The organism is Stenotrophomonas sp. Bg11-02, assembly GCF_002836635.1.
In the GTDB taxonomy this organism is placed as follows: Bacteria; Pseudomonadota; Gammaproteobacteria; order Xanthomonadales; family Xanthomonadaceae; genus Stenotrophomonas; species Stenotrophomonas lacuserhaii.
Genome location: NZ_PJAY01000052.1, coordinates 13,908 through 33,343 on the forward strand (window position 1 = coordinate 13,908; position 19,436 = coordinate 33,343).

A 19,436-nucleotide genomic window follows, 5' to 3' on the forward strand; every position below is an offset into this window, starting at 1 on the left:
TTGCGCGGGGCCTTGTCTTTTTAGGTGCCGACATCCGACAGGGCCGGAACAGGGGGGATCCAGATGTTCCTGGCGGATATCGACGTAGATCGTATGACCGGCTGCGTCGACTTTGTCACTTTTGGACGCGGCGGGTCAATCCGGGCCTACTTTGAACCTTCCCGGCGGAAGGTTCAAGAGCCGATCACCGCTCCTGCTGTCGTTCTGTGGCGCGGTTCAAATTTCGCCACGGCGAACCACTGGGACGCGGTGCCGACGCCGGGCGTGGCGGCGGTGACGGGCGCACCTGCTGCGGCTGGGGACGGCTCATGCCCTGGCCCTGCGGCGGACGCGACGGACGCGTGTTGGAATCCAGGTTGCGCCACGGAGAGCCGCCGTTGTTGCCCGGCGGGCGGGTGTTCGGCGGACGCGGACGGTCGGGCGGCGGACGATTGCCCGGCGGACGGTGGCCATGGTGCGGCGGACGATAATTGGGGTAGGGGCGATAGACCGGGTACCCATAGCCATAGCCGCCACCGTAATAGCCACGACCGTAGTAGCCGCTGCCGTAACCATAGGGGCTGCCGCCGTAGCCGTAGGGATAACCCGCCGGGTAACGGTATTCCGTGGACGGGGAGCCATGGTAGTACCCACTGCCGCCGCCACCACCGCCACTGCCGACATAGTCATACGTGGCGCAGCCGGACAAGGCCAGCAACAGGCCTCCGGCAACGATCAAGCGCATCTTCATGGTACGGCCCCCCAAGGGTAAGGTCTCCAGCTTAGCCTTTCGCATTGAATCGCCGATAAATTCACCCGCGCAAGCATGAATGGTTGGCAATCGGCCCGATGGGGTCTGCGGCAGGCGCTGCGAGCGGGTGGGGGCATACGTTAATCTTTGCAGATGAACGAGGCGCCACCACCCCCCGCCCATGCCGTACTTGAAGCTGCCGCGCGGATCGCCCCGCACGCGGCCGTGACGCCCGTGCTGCGCTCGCAGACGCTCGACGCGCTGGCCGGCGCGCAGCTGGCGTTCAAGGCGGAACACCTGCAGCGCAGCGGCGCGTTCAAGTTCCGTGGTGCCTGCAATGCGGTGTGGTCATTGCCTGCCGAGCAGGCGTCGGCCGGGGTGGTCACCCATTCGTCCGGCAACCACGGCGCCGCGCTGGCGCTGGCCGCGCTCACCCGCGGCATTGCCTGCCACGTGGTGGTGCCCGAAGGGGCGGTGGCCGCCAAGCTGGCCAACATCGCCCGCCACGGCGCCACGTTGTGGCAGTGCGCGCCGACCATCGCCGCACGCGAAGCGATGTGCGCACAGGTCCAGGCCGATACCGGCGCCACGCTGGTTCACCCGTATACCGACGCGGCGGTGATTGCCGGGCAGGGGACTGCCGCTCTGGAACTGCTGCAGGCCGAAGGGCCCTTTGACGTGCTGGTGGTACCGGTAGGCGGCGGTGGACTCGCCGCAGACACGGCGCTGGCGCTGCAGCAGGTGTCCCCGCAGACCCGGCTGGTGCTGGCCGAACCGGCCGGTGCTGCCGATACCGCGCGCTCGTTGCAGGCCGGTGAGCGTCGCATCGACTTCGTGCCCGATACCGTCTGCGATGGACTGCGTGGCACCCTCGGGGCGCCCAACTTCCAGGTGCTGCAGGCGGCGGGCGCGGAGGTGATCGTGGTCGACGATGCCGCCACCGTGGCCGCCATGCGCCTGCTGTGGCAGGTGCTCAAGCAGACCGTGGAACCGTCCTCGGCGATTGCCTTCGCTGCAGTACTGGCGCAGCCGCAACGCTTCGTCGGCCTGCGCGTGGGGCTGGTGCTGTCCGGTGGCAACGTGGACATCGACGCCTTGCCTTGGTCGGCCGCATGAGCCGCCACCGTGTCGGCCTGCTGGGCTGGATGTGGCGCCTGTTCGTGCTGCTGGTGGTGTGGCTGCTGGGCGTGACCGGCTGGATCATGTGGATCGGCGAGCGCGACCAGGCGGCCAAGGCTGATGCGATCATCGTGCTCGGTGCCGCCGCCTATGACGCCAAGCCGTCGCCGGTGTTCCAGGAGCGCATCCGCCACGGGCTTGACCTGTACCAAGCCGGCTATGCGCCGCTGCTGATCTTCACCGGCGGCTATGGCGGCAGTGGTGCGCGCTTTTCCGAATCACAGGTGGCGCGGCGCTACGCGCTGAAGCAGGGCGTACCAGCGAAGGCGATCCTGATCGAAACGCAGTCACGCAACACCGTGCAGAACCTGGTCGAAGCAAAGCGGCTGATGGACCAGCGCGGGCTGCACCGGGTGATCATCGTCAGCGATCCGCTGCACATGGCACGCGCGCTGCGGCTGAGCCGGGCGATGGGCATCGATGCGCTGGCCTCGTCCACGCCGAGCACGCGCTTCCGCAGCTTCCACACCAGTTGGCGCTTCCTGGCGCAGGAAATCTACTTCTTCCACCGCGACCTGTTCGTGCAGGCGGTTGGGTAACGGCCATTTTTGGTGGGTGACGACCGTTGGTCGTCACGCTCTTGGCATCGGAAAGGATCAAGGAAGAAGCCGTGACGACCAACGGTCGTCCCCCACCAAGAGCCCCAGGAACAGCCTATCAACCCGGTCGGCGGCGGATCGGGATCGCCGACAGCGGCACCGCCGCGATGTCCTGGCCCTGTTCGCGGATCGGCGCGCCGGCCTGTGGCGCCCATGCGTGGGCATAGATGACATCCCAGCTGCTGGGCAGCTTGCCGTCGGCGCGCCGCATCGGTTCATACGCCGCCGCCGCCGCCTTGAAACGGCCCGGCCCGGTCAGTGCGCGCCGCCGATCAAGCCGCGCGTTGGTCGCGCCCAGCGCGCGCAGTTCGGCCATCAGCGCCGGCAGGTCGTCGTAGGTCAGGGTGAACAGATCGCGGTCCAGCACCGGGTCGCGGAAGCCGGCCATCATCAACGCATCGCCGAACTGGGCAATCGGCGCGAAGCGGCTCACGTGCGGTTGCTCGTCGGCGGCGTGGAAGGCTTCGGCCAGCTCGATCAGCGTCTCCGGCCCATAGGTGGAACACAGCAGCAGCCCGCCGGGCTTGAGCACGCGGCGGAAACCGGCGAACACCGCCGGCAGGTCATCCACGTACTGCAGGCACAGATTGCTGAAGATCACATCCACGCTGTTGTCGGCCAGCGGCAACGCCGTCGCACTGGCACACACCCGCTGGAACGGCTTCCACCAGCCGGCCTGGCGCTTGGCCTGGGCGAGCATCGGTTCGGCCACGTCCAGTGCGATCACCTGCGCTTTCGGCCAGCGCTTCTTCATCAGCGCACTGGCATGCCCGGTGCCCGCACCGACATCCAGCACCACCTCCGGCACGCGGGCTTCCAGGTACTCCAGCGACTCCATCAGGCGCTGCTGCACCTCGCGCTGCAGCGCGGCGGCGGCATCGTAAGTGGCGGCGGCGCGGGAGAATGCGCGGCGCACGTGGCGGGGATCGGGGCGGGGGTCGGTACGCTGGTTCATGCGGGTCTCGGTGGAGCAGGGTGCGGCCTCAGAACGTGCCCGGGTAGGCGCCGCCGTCGATGAGCAGGTTCTGTCCGGTCAGGTAGCCGGCCAGTGCACTGCACAGGAACGCGCAGGCCGCGCCGAACTCATCCGGCTGGCCAAAGCGCCCGGCGGGAATGTGGCGGCGTTTCTGCTCGGCGATGGCCTCTGCATCGGCGTCCTGCTGCTTGGCCATGAAGGCGAAGTTGCCGCGCAGGCGGTCGGTGTCGAACTGGCCCGGCAGCAGATTGTTGATGGTGACATTGGCCGATACCGTGCGCCGCGCCAGCCCGGCGACGAAGCCGGTCAGCCCGGAACGCGCACCGTTGGACAGCGCCAGGATGTCGATCGGCGCCTTCACCGACGAAGAGGTGATGTTGACGATGCGGCCGAAACCACGCGCGATCATGCCATCCACCGTGGCGCGGATCAGGGCGATCGGCGCGAGCATGTTGGCATCCAGCGCGGCGATCCAGTCCTCGCGTTCGAACTGGCGGAAGTCACCGGCCGGTGGCCCGCCAGCGTTGGTGACCAGGATGTCCACCTGCGGGCACGCGGCCAGCGCGATGGCGCGGCCGGCTTCGGTGGTGACATCGGCGGCCACCGCGACCACCTGGCCGGCACCGGGCAGGGCGCGCAGGGCATCGGCAGCCTGCTGCAGGGCCTGCTCGCCACGGGCGACGATGACCACGTTCACGCCCTCGGCCGCCAGCGCACGCGCGCAGCCCAGGCCGAGGCCCTTGCTTGCGCCGCACACCAAAGCCCAACGGCCGGCGATTCCAAGATCCATGTCAGTCCACCTTTTGTTGCGGACGGCGGTTGGCCGTCGATCCTGCATTGTCGGTTGGCGGCCAGCGGCCGTCACTACTGCATTGTGGGTTGACGGCCAGCGGCCGTCACTACCTGCGCCGTGATGAAGTGTTGCAGCTGCGCGGCAACCTCGTCGGCCTGCCCGAGGAACGGCGCATGGCCACCGTGGGCGATGGTCTGCGCCCTCGCTGCACCGTCCGGGCACACTGCGGCGGCGGCATGCGCTGCGGCCGGTGGCACCAGTCGGTCGCGGTGGCCGGGCAACCACAGGCTGGGCGTGCGCAGCGACGGCAACACACCGCGCAGGTCGGCCGACTGCAGCAGCCGCGCGCCTTCTTCCAGCACGCGTGGGGCCGGTGCGCCGGCATCCAGCAGGCGCTGGCGCAGGCCACGCAGGTCGGCGCGTGCCGGGTCTGTGTTCATCAGGTCCAGTGCGAGGAAGCGATCCACCGTGGCGGGGAAATCGACGGCCAGGTCATTCGCGAACTGCGCGAACACCGGTGCCGGCACCGCATGCGGCCAGCCTTCCTCACGCACGAAGCGTGGCGAGGAGGCCAGCATCACCAGCCCCTGCACCTGCGGCCGGGTCGCGGCGGCATGCAGCGCGAACAGGCCGCCCAGCGACCACCCGCACCACACCGCCGGCGGCGTGGCCGCGGCAATGGCAGCCACCACGGATTCGCATTCCAGCGGCGTGGCATCTTCGCGGCTGCGGCCATGTCCGGGCAGGTCCACCACGTGCAGGGTGAACTGACCGGAAAGGCGTTCCACCAGCGGCGCAAAGACGTCGCCCTGCAGGGCCCAGCCATGGATCAGGACCAGCGCTGGGCCGCTGCCACTGACGGCGATATGCATGCGCGGGGTCAGGCCAGCGCGGCGGCCGGCAGCAGCGTGCCGGCGTGCAGGCCGTCGCGTGCGCGCGCGATCGCATCCACCAGGGCCTGCACCTGCGCAGGCACGTGCAACGCCGACAGGCTGACGCGCAGGCGCGCCGCGCCATCGCCGGTAAGGCTGGCCGGCACCGTGCCGACCCACATGCCGGCCTGCTGCAGGTTCTGCGCCAGCGCGATGGCCTGTTGATCGGTGGCGAAGGACAGCGACTGGATCGGCGTTTCGGCAGCCATCAGGCCCAGGCCGTGGCCACGCGCGGCGCGGCGGAACACGCCGACCAGTTCAACCAGTTTCTCGCGGCGCCAGTCATCGCGGCGCGCCAGCCGCATTGCCTCCAGCGATGCGGCGGTCAATGCGGGCGAAAGGGCAGGGGAATACAGATAGGGCCGCGCGGTGGCAGCCAGATGCTCCAGCAGTGCGGCGTCACCGACCACCAGCGCACCGGAGCCACCGAGTGCGGCATCCAGCGCGAACACCTGCAATGGGACATCGGCGGTGCCCAGGCCGGCGGCCGACACGCTGCCACGGCCGCCCTCGCCGAGCACACCGATGCCATGCGTATCGTCCACGCACAGCAGCGCCTCCTGCATGCGCGCAACCAGCGTCAACGAGCGCAGCGGCGCACTATCGCCATCGATGCAGAACACCGCATCGGTGGCCAGCATCGCCGCGCCTTCGGCGGCGTGCTTGAGCTGGCGCATCGCGCCTTCGGCATCCAGGTGCGGGTAGCGGCGCAGGCGCGCACCGGCCAGTGCGGTGGCATCGAGCAGGCTGGGCTGGTTGAGCTGGTCCTGCGCGCAGACATCGCCGTCTTCGCACAGCAGCACCTGCTGCACGGCCAGGTTGGCCAGATAGGCACTGCTGAACAACAGGGCACGCGGATGGCCCAGCCACTCAGCGGCTTCGATTTCCAGCGCCTGGTGCAGCGCATGGCGGCCACCGGCGGCTGGCGCGGCGCTGCCGTTGACGCCTTCGCGCGCGACTGCATCCTGCAGCGCATTGACCACGCCGAACTGCTGCGCCAGGCCGAGGTAGTCGCTGCCGCGGAAGCTGGTCAGCGCCTGGCCATCGACATCGACGCGGACGCCATCGCGGCGGCCCACGGCCTGCACTGCCGGGCCCGAACGCAGGCTGTCCGCGCTGGCGCGCAGGGTCTGGATTCGCTCGAACAGATCAGGACGGGCCATCGGGGCGCACTACGGATGAACGGGCCGATAGCGTAACAAACCCACCGCCAGCCGGGCCGTGAGCCGACCCCACCGCCGGTCGGTAGTGACGACCGCTGGTCGTCAATGCATCCAGGTAGTAACGGCCGCTGGCCGTCAGAACGGTTCGGTGGGTGACGACCGTTGGTCGTCACAGGCGGGGCATAGCCCCGCTGCACTCCGCGCCCTCTCCCGATACCAGATACCCCCTACCAACCGCATCCTCATCCCCACCATGCCGCTGCCCACCACCCTCCGCACCCTCGCCAATTCCCTGCTGGGCAGCCTGCTGCCCCCGGTCTGCCAGATCTGCGCCGACCCCGGCGAGCGCGGCCACGAACTCTGCGGTGCCTGCAGCCTGACCCTCCCCTGGCACAGCGACGGTTGCGCGCGCTGCGCACTTCCGTTGCACGAAGACGCGGACGAGCTCTGCTTCCACTGCGAAGAATCCGCGCCACCGCTGGATGCCTGCTGGGCCAGCCTGCGCTACGAGGATCCGATATCCGGCCTGCTACTCCGCTACAAATTCCATTCCGACTTGGCCGCAGGGCGATTGATGGCGCAGTTGATGGCCCTCAATCCACCGCCGTGGCCGCTGGCGCCACTGGTGGCCGTGCCGCTCCATCCCCGCCGGCTGCGTCAACGCGGCTACGACCAGGCTGCAGAGTTGGCCCGCCTGATCGGCGCGCCGCGCTGGAAAGGACTCCGCCGGATCCGCGCCACTGCGCCGCAGTCCGAGCGCAACGCCGATGCGCGCCGGCACAACCTGGACGGTGCCTTCGCAGTAGTGGGGGAGGTGCCGGAGGCGGTGGTGCTGGTGGACGACGTGATGACCACGGGCAGCACGCTGCATGCGTGTGCGCAGACATTGCGGAAAGCAGGGTGCAAAGAGGTGAACGCGTGGGTTTGTGCACGGGTGCCGTGATGGGGCATCACTTCATGGCGCCCACGAAAAAGCCGACGCTGCCAGGCAGCGTCGGCTTTCAGAAAGATGCAGCGTGAGGTCTTACGACTTCATTGCGTGCTTACGGGCGCGCATGACCGCATGGGTCTCCTGCACTTCCGGCAGCAGTCGGGTGACTTCGGTGCGCACCGGGGCCGGCACGTCGTTGTCGGTCAGCACGTCCTTGAAGGCCTTCAGCAGGCGATCTTCGGACTCTTCCAGTTCGGCAACGTAGCCGTACTCGGTGTCACCCAGGGTGGCGCGGATGTTGCCGTACATCTTCTGCACCGAACCGACGAAGGTGCCGTGTTCCGCCGGCTCACCGCCGGTGGCGGCAACGGTCGCGCTCAGCGAGGTGACAATGTCGGCCTTGCTGCCGGCGATGCGGGTGAACAGGGCGGCAAGTTCGGCGTCCTTCACCTTGGTGGCAGCTTCGCTGTAGAACTTCTGACCATCACGGGCGATCTCAATCAGGTCATTGAGGCTGTGTTCGATCTTGGACTGGGTGCTCATGGATAGTGCTCCGTGTGAGTGGTCGAATGGAACGGCGGGAGTGATGCCGTGCCGTTGGAGACCACCATGGACAGGAGCGAGTCCACTGCAGGTGAGCACCGTTTGATGCGCCCGTCATGTGGCCCAACGGCGGCTGACGCTGCCGGTATGCAGCCCTTGAATGGCCACTTGGGCGGGCTCAGGCGGAGGCCTCTACCCGCAGCTGGATTCCCAGTGCACGCATGACGCCCAGCACGCTGTCGAAGTACAACGGACGCGTGCCATTCAACTGCCGTCGCAGGGACTCGCTGCTGAGGCCGCACTGCTGCGCGACATGACTCATGCCGTGCAATTCGGCTACCAGCAGCAACGAGCGCGCAAACGTGCTCTCATCGTAGTGGGCCATGTGCAGACGGGTGTCCAGGTACTCGGCCATCTCGGCTGCGCGGCGGTTCGCCAGATGCGCCTTTGCCTGCTCATAGTGCGTCATTCCTGACTCCCCTTGTCCTGCCGGGCGTCGCATCCGTTGTCAGGGGCAGCTTGCCGGTGCAGGACGACGTGGGCGCTCGTCAGGGAGGCTTCGAATTCTTCCAGCCGCCGCTCAAGACGTTCGATGAAGTGAGGCGGGAAGTCGTGCATCTTGTCGCCCATCAGCGCGTGCAGGCGTTTGGCGCTCCGGGGATTTTGCGATTCAGTCGGCGTATCCATGACGAACCTCACAAGGCTTGAGGCCACCTGCGCCGAAGCGTCAGGTGGCGGGCGATGCGGGTTCGCATACCGGTTGAAGACGGTCAAAAATCCGGCGGATCAGGGATCCCCCGCATCGCCCGCCGTATGAACGGTGCGCGATGCAGTGCATTCTCCGCCGTGCCCAGAGGGCAAAACAGAGCCAAGTACCGCCTTCAAATCAGGATGCGAATCCCGGCTGGCGCTCTACGTCGCCAGCAGGTTCATCCCATCAGTCGGGTGCCTTTGCGTACATGGGCAAAGTTGCAGTTGTGGATGCGGCATAGGGCCGGCGCGTCGCATGGACGGCGCAGGGCATCAGTCGAAGGCGACGTGCCCAAGGAGGGGGCTGTAATGCGGAATACGCCGCCGGCTCAAGGCAAGCCCCCGCATGACGCGGGGGCCGCCGGGTTCAATCGCGGTCGAGCTTGAGCTCCAGACCATCCGCCGTGTTGCGTACCACAATCACATCGAAATCGCGGTTGCCATTGACGGCCTTGATCTCAACTTCGTCGGTGTCGTCGGTCTTGATGCTGTAGACGCCCGCACCGAACTCCTTGGACAGCGCATTGGAGATGAGCACCGCAGCCGCTTCGTGATTAGTGGCGGCCGGGATGGCGATGGCGACATTGGTGGCTTCGCCTGCCTGCGGGGTCACCGCGAGGGTGATCTCGCCATCGATCTTGGATCGGCCCTTCAACTCTACGTTCCATTTGTTCGACGGCGCAGCGAAAGCGGGGACGGCCATGGCGAAGGCGACAGCCACGGCCAGGGACCGGGCGAGCGGGGTACGCAGGATATTCATCGATGCCACTCCTCTGCAGGCGGGCAGGTGCCCGTGGGAGGCCGATGCTGTCGCAGGGGAGTTGGAGGGGGCGTGAAGCGTCGCTGCCGTGGCTGAACAGGCCTTCAGGGGGCCCTGTTCGCGGCGTCCGGGCCGTGGGCCTGGGACGCGGGGGGTGAAGCGAAGAGATGGTGCGCCCGGAGGGATTCGAACCCCCGACCAATGGCTTCGGAAGCCACTACTCTATCCGGCTGAGCTACGAGCGCGCTGGCCAACTAGTGTAGCGGAAATCCGGCCAAGTAGTGCAGTCACCTCGCACGGTCGCTGCAACTTCTTCGTTGGCGGAGCGGCGGGCACAGGGCGTGCCAGTTGTTCCGCCCTTCGTGATCCAACTTACAGGCTGGCGATGCCGCGCTAACTCTTCAATGTCTCGCAACGAACGAGCGCATTCAAACGGCGCGTCGCTGGAGCAAGTTGGACGATTGCCGAAAGGCCCAGAGAGTACTCCTTACCCCAAGATAATTCGGCCGGCACGAGCCGGAAGCAGTCGTCTTAAGCAGCTTATTATCAATGAGCAGGCGAGCAGAGTTGCCGTTGCACAGGCCAAGACGTATAGCGGCTGAGCCATAAACAAAGATCTGACAGTGCTCAGGGCTCGCGCGATCGGTGCTAGCAGCAGCATGTGAATAAGGTAGATCGCGAATGAGTTGGCTCCGAGCCACGCCAAGGCCCGGCTTCGATGGAGCATGGAGTTGCTTCGCTCAAACCTTATGGCTGCAACAAACAAGGCAATTGCGTAAAGAAAGTTGCTTGCCTTCAGCTGCGACGTTGCGAATTTGCCGCCTCCATCAAGGAGCCAATACAGGCTTTCCAAAAATGCGAAAATTGCAGTAATGGCTAGCGCTATCCAGATCACATGAGCGGGGATCTCTTGTATTTCACCCTCGGATTTGTAGCGCGAAATGAAAAGTCCAAGATGGTAAAATGGATACCACACAAAGAAGGGCAGAGCATAGAAAGGGAATGATGAAATCGGGTGGTCCGGCTGCAGCGCTGGGAAGCAATAGGTAAAGGAAAGCCCCATTAGCATAATGGTCAGCATCGTGCCGAGATGTCGGGAGGGCGTCTTTATCGCTAGAAGAATTGGCGTTAGTAGGATGAACTGGAGGAGCACGACGACGAAGTAGCCGATCCCTATCCCGGTGCCAAATATGAAGCCTTTAACCACGGTCAGGATAGATACCTGCTCATCCAAGGCGCGGATGCATAGGTAGGCAATTGTCCAAACGGCGTAAGGCCAGAAGACTCGCCCTATGCGTTTCACGTAGTAGTCGATGGGGCTTCCCGCTGCCAGGTTGCCCGCGAAGTAACCCGACAGCGCAAAGAACAAAGGTACGGCGAAGTTGACAACTTGCCGGATAATCAATCCCGAAATTCCATTAGCCGAAATTGGCGGGAAGTCCGAAAAACTCGCGCAGGCGTGAATGATCACAACTGCAATGATCGCTATACCTTTCCAGCAATCCCAATAAAGAGACCGCGCCGATCCTTCGTAGGCTGCGATAGCTTCGCTGGATGCCCGTTTCGGGAGTGTATTCATAAGGCGACTCTCGAGCGCCGGGCGCCACTGCTCGGTAAGCTCCCACGAAGCGACAGAGCCTGACCTACCGGAACTGCGAGCAGGCGGGCCGCGTGCATGCTCGGATGATGTGCGTCAAAGAAAATAGGATGCCCATCAACGATCAAGTTGCAACGACCCATCGCGCAGAAAATGCCGCGAGGCATAACAACTTCTGCATGTTCCGCCATAGTTTTTCTGAATGCCTCATCTGCTGGCGCGTGGTCCTTCACCCATGGAGCCCCACCCCGAGCTAGATAGGATGGCACGTCCGAATGTCCATCGAGGAGAGGATAGGGCCTAACTATGACGACATGCTTGCCAGCTTGCCTGAGTCTTGCTGCAGTCATTGAAACTTGCTCGGGAAGTGCGGTCTCACGCGACGAGTAATATGCGACCAGAACCACACTTCGCAGTTGTTTGCTCGACACAATACGATTGAATACGCGATTGTTATGTTGTTGGCAGTAGGGTCTGCTAGGCGGGCTCGGGCGGTACAGGGCAGGAGGGCAGGACGAGTAGGTTAACTCCTGGACCGAATAACCCGCCTCACTAATCGCTTTTGCTAGTTCTACTCCATGACTATCACCCCATACCGCTAACGTGGCGTCCCCAGCCCCGAGAACGCAAGCCTGATCCAAGGATGGCAGGCCTGGGTCAAAATGACATCGCTCTCTGTCCGGGCTACGGTCATTGCGCGCTTTGTCATAGGCCACAACTTCCGATGAGAAACGCGCTGGACAACCGTTGAGCGAGCTGTAGAAGATTGACAGTCCTACAAGCACTACCGCTACCCCACCCACCGCGCTTGCCAAACCCCGTGGCGTAAACCTTTCTCGGTTGCGAGTTGGCGCCTCAACATACTTAGTCGTCAGCCAAGCCAGCGCCAGTGATAGCGCTATCACCACGCCTTTCCCTATAGAATCATCCAGCCAGCCTGCGTTCCTGAAAATGACTACCAGAGGCCAGTGCCAAAGGTAAAGCGAGAAGGAAATCAGGCCTAGTCCCACCATGGGGCGTACTGACAGGAGCCTGCCTACTGAGCTGCTTTCGCCACTGTAGATCAAGAGCGCGGCGCCGACGACCGGGGCGATTGCGGCAACGCCTGGGAATACAGTCATTTTCGAGTAAAGAAAGACTGGAGCGACAACCAGAACTAAGCCCAGGCACCCGAGGATATTAGGCGCCAGGACGCTGCGCTCGGATGACGACATTTTGCGCTGATCGAAAGCTTGAAGCGCGAGCATGGAGCCTGCCAGGAGCTCCCACGCGCGTGTCGGTAGCAAGTAGAACGACGCGCCAGGCATGCTGGGTGTGAAGTACACACACGCAGCAAGTGAAAAGATAAACGCAAAGCCGACAGCGGCGAACTTAAGCTTCGGAATGTAGCGAAAAATCACATAAAGAAGCAGTGGGGCGAAGACATAAAATTGCTCCTCTACGCCTAGTGACCACATATGAAGGAGCGGTCGTGACTCGGCATCCGCAGCAAAATATCCGGTTTGAAGCCAGAAATTTATATTTGCGACGAACAGCAGCGAGGCGATAGCGTCACGGCCAAGGTTGATAAACTCGCTAGGCAACAGGAAGAGCGGGGCTGCGGCAAGCGTGAACGCTATCACCAACAAAAGGGCAGGGAAGATCCGTCGAATTCTTCGCTCATAGAATGACGCCAAGCTATAGCGGCCCTCAGATATCTCTCGTGCTAGGATTGACGTAATTAAGTAGCCACTGATTACGAAGAAAACATCGACGCCTACGAATCCGCCGGTGAAGGCTGGTACGCCTGCGTGGTACAAGACAACCGGGGCGATCGCAAGCGAGCGCAATCCATCGATGTCTGGTCGGTACTTGTTAGCACTCATATGCCTACCGGAGAGTAGCGATTGCTGAGCCGGGGACCTACGCCGGCTTGAATAGATTCGAAAGCGACTCGAAGTAAGTGTTTGGGTCGTGATGGTCTCTTACTCGCGCAACGGATCGCTCGGACAGAGAACTCAGTGCTGAACGATCATAGTAGAGATGACGCAGTTTAACCTTGATTCCCTCAATGATCGCAGCGCGAAAGCGTTCGGCTTCCGGCCTAGATTCAACAACGATCTCACCTAATCTGTTCAGCGGCACGTTGATCAGCAGCTCGGCGAAGTTGATTTCGGGTAATGCACGGACATTTGTAGTGACCACCGGTGTGCCACAAGACTGCATCTCAAGCACGGAGTATCCATAGGTGTCTGCCCACGTTGGCAAGAAGCCGAGCGAACTCGCTGCCATCAGTGCTAATACCTGACTATTTGGTATGCCCTTCTTTACCGCGAATTCCCTCTTCGATATCAGTTTCTCAACCCTCTCGGCGAATATGGAACTATCCTGGAACCCGTTGAGTGCATAGTTGGACCTTCTAGTCAGATCACCAATTAGCGTCACGGAGAGATCGCGGCCCGATAGGCCTTCATCAGACATGAACTCATCCAGTGCAATAACTAACTCAGCGCCGCCTTTCCTGTAGAAATCATTGCCAACAAAAATTACGTTGAAAGTGTCTTCGCGATATCTTCGCGCACCCGGTAATGTCAGGATTGGCTGGGGTGGGTGGGTGACACGCATTTTGCGTAATATCACATCCTGAAGCTCGGGATACGATCTAAGTAACTCAGATTGAATATTAAAGGCGCTCTTGGACAAGGCGTTAATTGCTAGGCAATTGTCGCTGCACATTGATCGCAATCTTCTCTCGACTCTCGGATTTCGCGGGTAATTGATCGCTTCGTCTCTCAGGCGATGGATCGCCATGACCTCATCCATGCGCGGTATAACGGTCTCGAAGACCGACGCCCACGGCCTGCTGGTTAGCGCCACCTCGTTGAACAGGCAAATGCCCGAGATCCTTCGGTCGGTGAATGGTCTGCAATCACGAAACAGCTCGCCTGCGCGCTTTCTACCCAAAAGCTTCTGTACTTGATTGATGTATCGATAAGTATTGAATTTTTCCAGATCAATAAATGTCGCCCAATCATGCGAAGTGATGCATCGCTCTACCGGGTAGTTACTCCTGCTCACGCCGATGTGGATACCGGATTTCAACGAGAATCTCCTGAGAATAACAATGTGTATCTAATGACAGTGCTCATCTGATCAAGGTTGTCAACTGAGACTATTCTAGGGAGTGCGTGTGCTCAGCCTTATTTGCAGAAGCGGCAAGGCAAAAAAATGCAATCCCCAAAGCCGTGTAGACGCTGTTCAGTGCTGACACTGAAAGGCCATTGACGAAAATAATTCCGATCAAGCAGCCGCGTTGGATCAATGTCGCTGATCGCGTCAATCGTAGAAGGTAAAGGCCGGCCAGCAGAGATATTATTATTCCGTGGTCATAGATGATTCTTAGATTGAAGCTGTGCAAGATAACGGAGTAGCAGGTTCCATTTTTATCGTAGCTAAATAGGGAGGCGTAGTAAGACAGGCTCGAGCAGACATGGCTAGGTAATGGCGTCAGCCGATCTGCACCAAGTAGATAGTCAAAAAGCCCCCAGTCAGCAACTGATTCAGAGAACATCAAGAAGAACCGGAACCTGTCAATTGACTCGATGCCGCCGTGAGAGCGGCTCTCAAAAACTATTAGCGCCAGCACTATCCCAACTGCGCCAGCAATCAGGCCGCCGATGAGCTTGGTGGCGCTTCTGGTTCTGAAATCATATGTGAGGGCTACGGCAAGTGCTACCGCTATTGCGGCGGAGCGCGAGCCCGACAGTACGACGATCACAAGAAGCGTCAACGTTTGCGCTATCGATATTCTTGTGCCTGCCACAAAGGCACTGTAGTAAACGAGCGCGAGGAAGACGAGCTCAAAGTTATTCTCGCCGATCAGGGTCGGTCTATCAAATCCCAATAGACGCTTTATGGCATACACAAGGAAAAACATCACCAGCGAGATATTGAGCAGCCTGCGAAAGTCAATTGGCTTCATTGCTCCTTCTGCCCACGCAAACGGGGCCAGCAATGCGAGATACCAAACGAACTTATAGGCCTGAGCAAAATCAAGCAGGTTTACGCTCCGTACCCAGACAGCAAGGAGGAATCCAGTCGCCAAATAGCCGGCCCAGAAAATCTGCTGCGTTAGTAATGGATCTCTCTTCGCCCCGTAACGCCAAAGCATCAGTAAAGATCCAGTGAGGAACAGCGCGTCGAAAGACGCTGTGCCGATGCCCGCACCGAGCGTCGCAGGAAGCCACCCCGTAACGAGTATGAAAATAGTGCCTAAGTATAAGGTGGAGATGGCAGCCGGTCGGCGTTCGATAAGTAGAAGTCGATTCATAGTCATTTCGTGCCGCCATGTCTCTCACTGGACGAATGGCCCCTAAGCTTTATCGCCAAGCTGACGACACCTCGATACACATCCTTCGGCAAGCAGAAGCGCAGCCACTGCCGAACGGCTACCTTGGCTGGTACTTTGGCAATGGTGACTCCAAGCATCAGGTCTCGAGCAACCTGGAAAGCCTTGTACTTAGGCTGGTAGTAGGCAAGGACAGTGGCGCGGTAGCCAAGCAGTTCCTCACGGGTCATGAGATGGTCATGGGCCTCCAGCCAAGCCTGTGGAGCTGCAGCCCCCGCATGGCGCGAGGTACGACCAATCTCGCTGATGTCCATCCACGTGATCAGCGGCGACTCGATCATGTGAAATCGAACACCTGCCACGTCCGCACGCAAGCAGAAGTCGAGGTCTTGACCCTTTCGGAGTGAGGGATCGAACATGATCTGTCGTGCGACCACAGTGGCCATCACGATCGTGGAGGTCTGCACGAACTGGTTCGCTATGAATAGATAGCTAGCCATTGACTCACCATCACGAATTGGTCGATCAGGGCGAATCCAACGCTTTCCTGCAACACCTCGATCCACGTTCGCGTAGGAGTAAGCAGCGTCGCATGGCTGCGCCTCCAACTGGTCGCGGAAAACCTGGAGCTTCTGCGGGAAGAACAGGTCGTCCGAATCCAAGAAAGCTACATACTTGCCTTTGGCGTGCGCAATTCCGGTATTGCGGGCAGCGCCGCCACCACCGTTGGTCTGGCGAATCACCCTGAATCTTGAGTCAGAGAGACCCGCTACGTACCTCTCGAGAAGTTCTACATCGTCGGAACCATCATCAACGATGAGGCATTCGAAGTCGCCGTACGTCTGGTCCCTGACGGAGCAGAGCGTAGGTCCAATCGAGCCTGACCTGTTGTACGTAGGGACGACAACTGAAAAATAAGGTGGCATTGACATGCTCGTTCGCTGTGATTGCTAGCCCAATGCTGTTAAGCACGCAGCGCTGGGATGAACTGAAATTGATCGCGACCTCAGTACTTGGGTCTATCGCGTGAGGAGTTATCCGTGAGTGCGATCCAAAGCGCGTGCGGCGTCGTCTTGAGGTAGCGCCCTAGCATCTCTTTTGGGCGTGTACCAAGCCTATGGATCCATTCGATATTGGCCTGCTGCATCCAGTTCGGCGCGCGAGCATAGTCACCTGTCACATAGTTAAAGCAGCCGCCGCATGTGACGGTCCAGGCCGGCTTGAGCTGGTCACGCCAGCGCAGGCAAAACTCCTGCTCCTTCGGCTTGCCCAAGCCCACCCATAGCACGTCTGCGCCCGAAGCATTGATGTCATCGACGATCCTTTGTTCTTCATCGGCGCTAAAGAAGCCATTGCGTCTTCCGGCGATCTTCAGATTCGGATACATGGCCTTGAGCTCCGCAGCGCATCCAGCATTCACCCGCTCCTCCGAGCCCAGCAGATAGAAGCTGTGAGGCGTTGCTTGGAATGCGCTCGCAAAATCGTGCAACATGTCGGTGGTCGCACTTCGCTCGGGTATAGGGTTGAGGTTAAGTCGCTTCGATAGAGTTACCAAGAACCCACCATCGGCATGAATGATGTCGGCCTGACCAATCATCTTTCTAAAGGCCGGGTTAGTCTTAGCGAGAGACAGGGCGTGGCCATTCGCGTCGAAGACCACTTTGGTTCGAAGGGGGCGGGCGCTGCAATCTTCCAGTGCAAGGTCAACAAGATCCTGCCTAGAGGCGCATAAGATGCTGAAGTCCCCAAACCTGACGTGTTTAAGGTCAGTGCCCATTACGCGCGCGCTTCCATTGGTCCGATTATTCATTCGATGACTTCTCGACCATTTCAGTAAAAAAAGGGGTTCGACTGAATAACAGAATATTTCAGTTTGCGAAGAAGGCCGATCACGAAGTCTTTAAAGGTGCCTTGGCGTGGCTCGATCAAGTGACTGGCGAGCGTCCTGTACTCTGCTGAGTACCTGATGCGATTGCTGGAGTGCCACTGCTTATGCCCTGCTGAAAAGTGCATCACGGCAGGATCGCTCAAGAAATCGACCCGCCAGCGTGGCAAAAGCTCGGGGCCGAGCTCGCGGTAGCGGATGAGCATCGACACTTGGCAATTGAACGTGGGATCAACCTCGACCCACCGTCCTCGCAGGATAACGTTGAGCGCATCCTGATCGGGCATCTGAAGCAATTCTGCATTCTGCCGAAGATAGGCAAGGACCCTATCCTTAACCTCTGAGTCCAGCCATGCTTGAGTGTTGATCAGCATGATGCCCGAGTTAAAGTAGATCTCATTGACCGCCAAGCCAAGGCGACTAGCATCGTAGAACGGATTGACCACGGCCGCTGCGAGGTATCCCTCCAGGGGAGTAGCAAACAGAGGCCCAAGGTCCTTCCTGACCAGAACGTCACAGTCCAAATATAGAACTTTCTCAGCTTGGACCAGCTCGGGAATCATGAGGCGGTAGTACATACCTCGCGAGATATGGGTCACCTCCAGCAGGTCTCCGAACTGGTGCGGATCAATGACATGCACGCGCAGCCGCCCGGGACAGAAGTTCTCCAAGGCGCGACGGAAGTCTTCCGAAGGCTCATGGTCGGCGATCACATCCACCGCAATGCTGGTGTCGGGGCTCGCGGCTCGCCAAGCCGATTCGACTGCAGGGACGATGAATTCGAGGTACTTTCCATCTGCGCAGAAGCACAAATGCACCGTTGTACTCGCAGGCTGCGTATTAGCGATTGAAGACATGTTGGATGATCTGCTTGCGGCTGAGTACGCCATAGATGAGCATGAGCGGTATGTAGATTGCGGCCGTCTCAAAGAAGCCTAGATGCAGGAATTTTTCGAAGCCTAAGCCAAGCACTATTATGGCTGTCAAAGAGCCCGCACATACGAGGTAGGGGCCTAGATGATTAGCCAGTTGGATGGCTGCGTTCGTTGCCCCAACTCCCGCATAACTCATTGCTGCGAAGTAGAAGAGCATTCCTGCTGTAATGCGCTGAATGCCGACTGCGACGCAGGCTCCTGCTACCCCGTACAACGTCCCGCCAATCCAGACGAGGACGATTAGAGACGCCGCATCGACAACTGAGAGAAGCGTCCGCGCCCGGTAGTTCGCCATTGCCTCTAGGGCGGAGGAGCCCAAAGGAGAGGACAGCAGCCGAGGTGGGACTGCAAGGGTAACGATGAGAACCAATGGTATCGATTCGTCCCATTTGCCGTCCCAGACAAAATGAATGACGAACGGAAACCAAACCAAGAGTGACAGGCAGAGCGCGCCTGACATCAGGCTCAGCGCATCACCAGCCTTCTGCATCCCAGACCGAATGCGTGATGGATCGTTCCTGATCGCCGAGAACAAAGGTAGAAGGAGATGGCTGAGGGCCATACCTATGAGTTGCACAGCTGCGGCCATCAACTGATACGAGAAATAATAGAGACCCAGTGCCACCTTGCTGAGAATAAGGGAGAGCACTAAGTAGTCTCCACGTGTGGCGAAGTTGTTCATATATGAGCTTAGGACAAGCCATTTTGATCGGCTCATGAAAGACTTGAACTCGACGAGCCCCGGCCAGATGGGCGCTTGAATCGGCGGCTGACCCCATCGATACATCGCGTAAAGCATGAGGGTCAATACTATCTGGGAGACGACAAAGCTATACACGCCTGCACCGGCTGCGGCCAGCGCCGCCATGCTCAGATTGCTTGCGAGTATGGAGCTAGATTCGACCTTGGATATTCGCTTGAAATCAAAATTTATTGCAAGACGAGCCTTGTACGGCAAGGCCGCGATGTTGAATGGCATAGCCAGCACCAGCAGCGCGGTGATCAACAGCAACCTGGGGTCTGCGTAATGGTTCGCAATAAGCGGCCCTGCGCAAAGGAGCAGTAACACGCCACTCATGTTGAAGATTTGGGCAGCGGAAGTAAGCTTCGGGGCTTTGGCCTCGAAGTTGTCCCGTTCCTCTTGCAGGACCTGATACAGGCCGACCTCCCTGAAGCCCGATGCAAGCAGATAGACGATCGAGATGATCGCGATAACTCCGAAATCCTCCTTGAACAGGAAGATCCCCATCACCCACTGCGCAAGGAAGGCAGAAGCCCTGCTGGTCGCCACGATAACGAGCAGGTGCATGAACCCTTTGCGGCCGACTGAACTGAG

The 19,436-nt window shown here is 60.6% G+C and carries 20 protein-coding genes and 1 tRNA gene; 3 read left to right on the forward strand and 18 right to left on the reverse strand.

The window, feature by feature from the left end:
* Positions 1 to 184: 184 nt before the first annotated feature.
* Positions 185 to 730, reverse strand: coding sequence for a hypothetical protein (locus CXG43_RS06425; RefSeq protein WP_101099346.1), 546 nt, complete (start codon positions 728 to 730; stop codon positions 185 to 187).
* Between the two features lie 153 nt (positions 731 to 883).
* On the opposite strand from CXG43_RS06425, the gene CXG43_RS06430 reads away from it, so the two are divergent.
* Together CXG43_RS06430 and CXG43_RS06435 are read left to right on the forward strand one after the other, a co-directional pair.
* Positions 884 to 1,846, forward strand: coding sequence for a pyridoxal-phosphate dependent enzyme (locus tag CXG43_RS06430; RefSeq protein WP_101099208.1), 963 nt, complete (start codon positions 884 to 886; stop codon positions 1,844 to 1,846).
* Entirely contained in the window at positions 1,843 to 2,448 is a 606-nt protein-coding gene (locus tag CXG43_RS06435) for a YdcF family protein (protein ID WP_101099209.1), read from the forward strand. The genes CXG43_RS06430 and CXG43_RS06435 overlap by 4 nt, the downstream gene beginning before the upstream one ends.
* A 118-nt stretch (positions 2,449 to 2,566) precedes the next feature.
* On the opposite strand, the gene bioC is transcribed toward CXG43_RS06435, so the two are convergent.
* From bioC to CXG43_RS06455, 4 genes are all read right to left on the reverse strand, one after another.
* Entirely contained in the window at positions 2,567 to 3,463 is an 897-nt protein-coding gene (bioC, locus tag CXG43_RS06440; RefSeq protein ID WP_101099210.1) for a malonyl-ACP O-methyltransferase BioC, read from the reverse strand.
* Between the two features lie 28 nt (positions 3,464 to 3,491).
* Positions 3,492 to 4,274, reverse strand: coding sequence for an SDR family oxidoreductase (locus CXG43_RS06445; protein ID WP_101099211.1), 783 nt, complete (start codon positions 4,272 to 4,274; stop codon positions 3,492 to 3,494).
* Between the two features lie 74 nt (positions 4,275 to 4,348).
* Entirely contained in the window at positions 4,349 to 5,149 is an 801-nt protein-coding gene (bioH, locus tag CXG43_RS06450; RefSeq protein WP_101099212.1) for a pimeloyl-ACP methyl ester esterase BioH, read from the reverse strand.
* An 8-nt stretch (positions 5,150 to 5,157) separates the two neighbouring features.
* Entirely contained in the window at positions 5,158 to 6,372 is a 1,215-nt protein-coding gene (locus CXG43_RS06455) for an aminotransferase class I/II-fold pyridoxal phosphate-dependent enzyme (RefSeq protein WP_101099213.1), read from the reverse strand.
* 253 nt (positions 6,373 to 6,625) lie between these two features.
* Here CXG43_RS06455 and CXG43_RS06460 point away from each other — a divergent pair, with 253 nt between their 5' ends.
* Positions 6,626 to 7,315 carry a ComF family protein gene (locus CXG43_RS06460; protein ID WP_101099214.1) on the forward strand — a complete coding sequence of 230 codons (690 nt, stop codon included), beginning with the start codon at positions 6,626 to 6,628 and terminating at the stop codon, positions 7,313 to 7,315.
* Between the two features lie 81 nt (positions 7,316 to 7,396).
* Here the strand turns inward: CXG43_RS06460 and CXG43_RS06465 are convergent, their stop codons facing one another.
* The 13 genes from CXG43_RS06465 to CXG43_RS06525 form a co-directional block, all read right to left on the reverse strand.
* Complete coding sequence (locus CXG43_RS06465; RefSeq protein WP_042613224.1) at positions 7,397 to 7,846, reverse strand: PA2169 family four-helix-bundle protein; 450 nt, start codon at positions 7,844 to 7,846, stop codon at positions 7,397 to 7,399.
* Positions 7,847 to 8,024: 178 nt separating this feature from the next.
* Complete coding sequence (locus CXG43_RS06470) at positions 8,025 to 8,315, reverse strand: transcriptional regulator (protein ID WP_101099215.1); 291 nt, start codon at positions 8,313 to 8,315, stop codon at positions 8,025 to 8,027.
* On the reverse strand, positions 8,312 to 8,533 hold the full coding sequence (locus tag CXG43_RS06475; RefSeq protein ID WP_101099216.1) for a hypothetical protein: 222 nt from the start codon (positions 8,531 to 8,533) through the stop codon (positions 8,312 to 8,314). The genes CXG43_RS06470 and CXG43_RS06475 overlap by 4 nt, the downstream gene beginning before the upstream one ends.
* 430 nt (positions 8,534 to 8,963) lie before the next feature.
* Positions 8,964 to 9,356, reverse strand: coding sequence for a hypothetical protein (locus CXG43_RS06480; protein WP_101116297.1), 393 nt, complete (start codon positions 9,354 to 9,356; stop codon positions 8,964 to 8,966).
* A 168-nt stretch (positions 9,357 to 9,524) separates the two neighbouring features.
* Positions 9,525 to 9,601, reverse strand: a tRNA-Arg gene (locus tag CXG43_RS06485).
* A 242-nt stretch (positions 9,602 to 9,843) separates the two neighbouring features.
* Complete coding sequence (locus tag CXG43_RS06490) at positions 9,844 to 10,935, reverse strand: acyltransferase (RefSeq protein ID WP_101099218.1); 1,092 nt, start codon at positions 10,933 to 10,935, stop codon at positions 9,844 to 9,846.
* Positions 10,932 to 12,818 (reverse strand): acyltransferase family protein, encoded by a 1,887-nt coding sequence (locus CXG43_RS06495; protein ID WP_101099219.1) that lies wholly within the window; start codon positions 12,816 to 12,818, stop codon positions 10,932 to 10,934. The genes CXG43_RS06490 and CXG43_RS06495 overlap by 4 nt, the downstream gene beginning before the upstream one ends.
* 37 nt (positions 12,819 to 12,855) lie before the next feature.
* Positions 12,856 to 14,034: a glycosyltransferase gene (locus CXG43_RS06500; protein WP_101116299.1), complete on the reverse strand. Its 1,179-nt coding sequence runs from the start codon at positions 14,032 to 14,034 to the stop codon at positions 12,856 to 12,858.
* A gap of 70 nt (positions 14,035 to 14,104) precedes the next feature.
* Complete coding sequence (locus CXG43_RS06505; RefSeq protein ID WP_101099221.1) at positions 14,105 to 15,262, reverse strand: hypothetical protein; 1,158 nt, start codon at positions 15,260 to 15,262, stop codon at positions 14,105 to 14,107.
* 2 nt (positions 15,263 to 15,264) lie between these two features.
* Positions 15,265 to 16,212: a glycosyltransferase family A protein gene (locus tag CXG43_RS06510; protein WP_101099222.1), complete on the reverse strand. Its 948-nt coding sequence runs from the start codon at positions 16,210 to 16,212 to the stop codon at positions 15,265 to 15,267.
* 74 nt (positions 16,213 to 16,286) lie between these two features.
* Positions 16,287 to 17,057 carry a WecB/TagA/CpsF family glycosyltransferase gene (locus CXG43_RS06515; RefSeq protein WP_101099223.1) on the reverse strand — a complete coding sequence of 257 codons (771 nt, stop codon included), beginning with the start codon at positions 17,055 to 17,057 and terminating at the stop codon, positions 16,287 to 16,289.
* Between the two features lie 53 nt (positions 17,058 to 17,110).
* Positions 17,111 to 18,022, reverse strand: coding sequence for a glycosyltransferase family 8 protein (locus CXG43_RS06520; RefSeq protein WP_157825115.1), 912 nt, complete (start codon positions 18,020 to 18,022; stop codon positions 17,111 to 17,113).
* Positions 18,006 to 19,409, reverse strand: coding sequence for an oligosaccharide flippase family protein (locus tag CXG43_RS06525; RefSeq protein WP_101099225.1), 1,404 nt, complete (start codon positions 19,407 to 19,409; stop codon positions 18,006 to 18,008). The genes CXG43_RS06520 and CXG43_RS06525 overlap by 17 nt, the downstream gene beginning before the upstream one ends.
* Positions 19,410 to 19,436 lie beyond the last annotated feature (27 nt).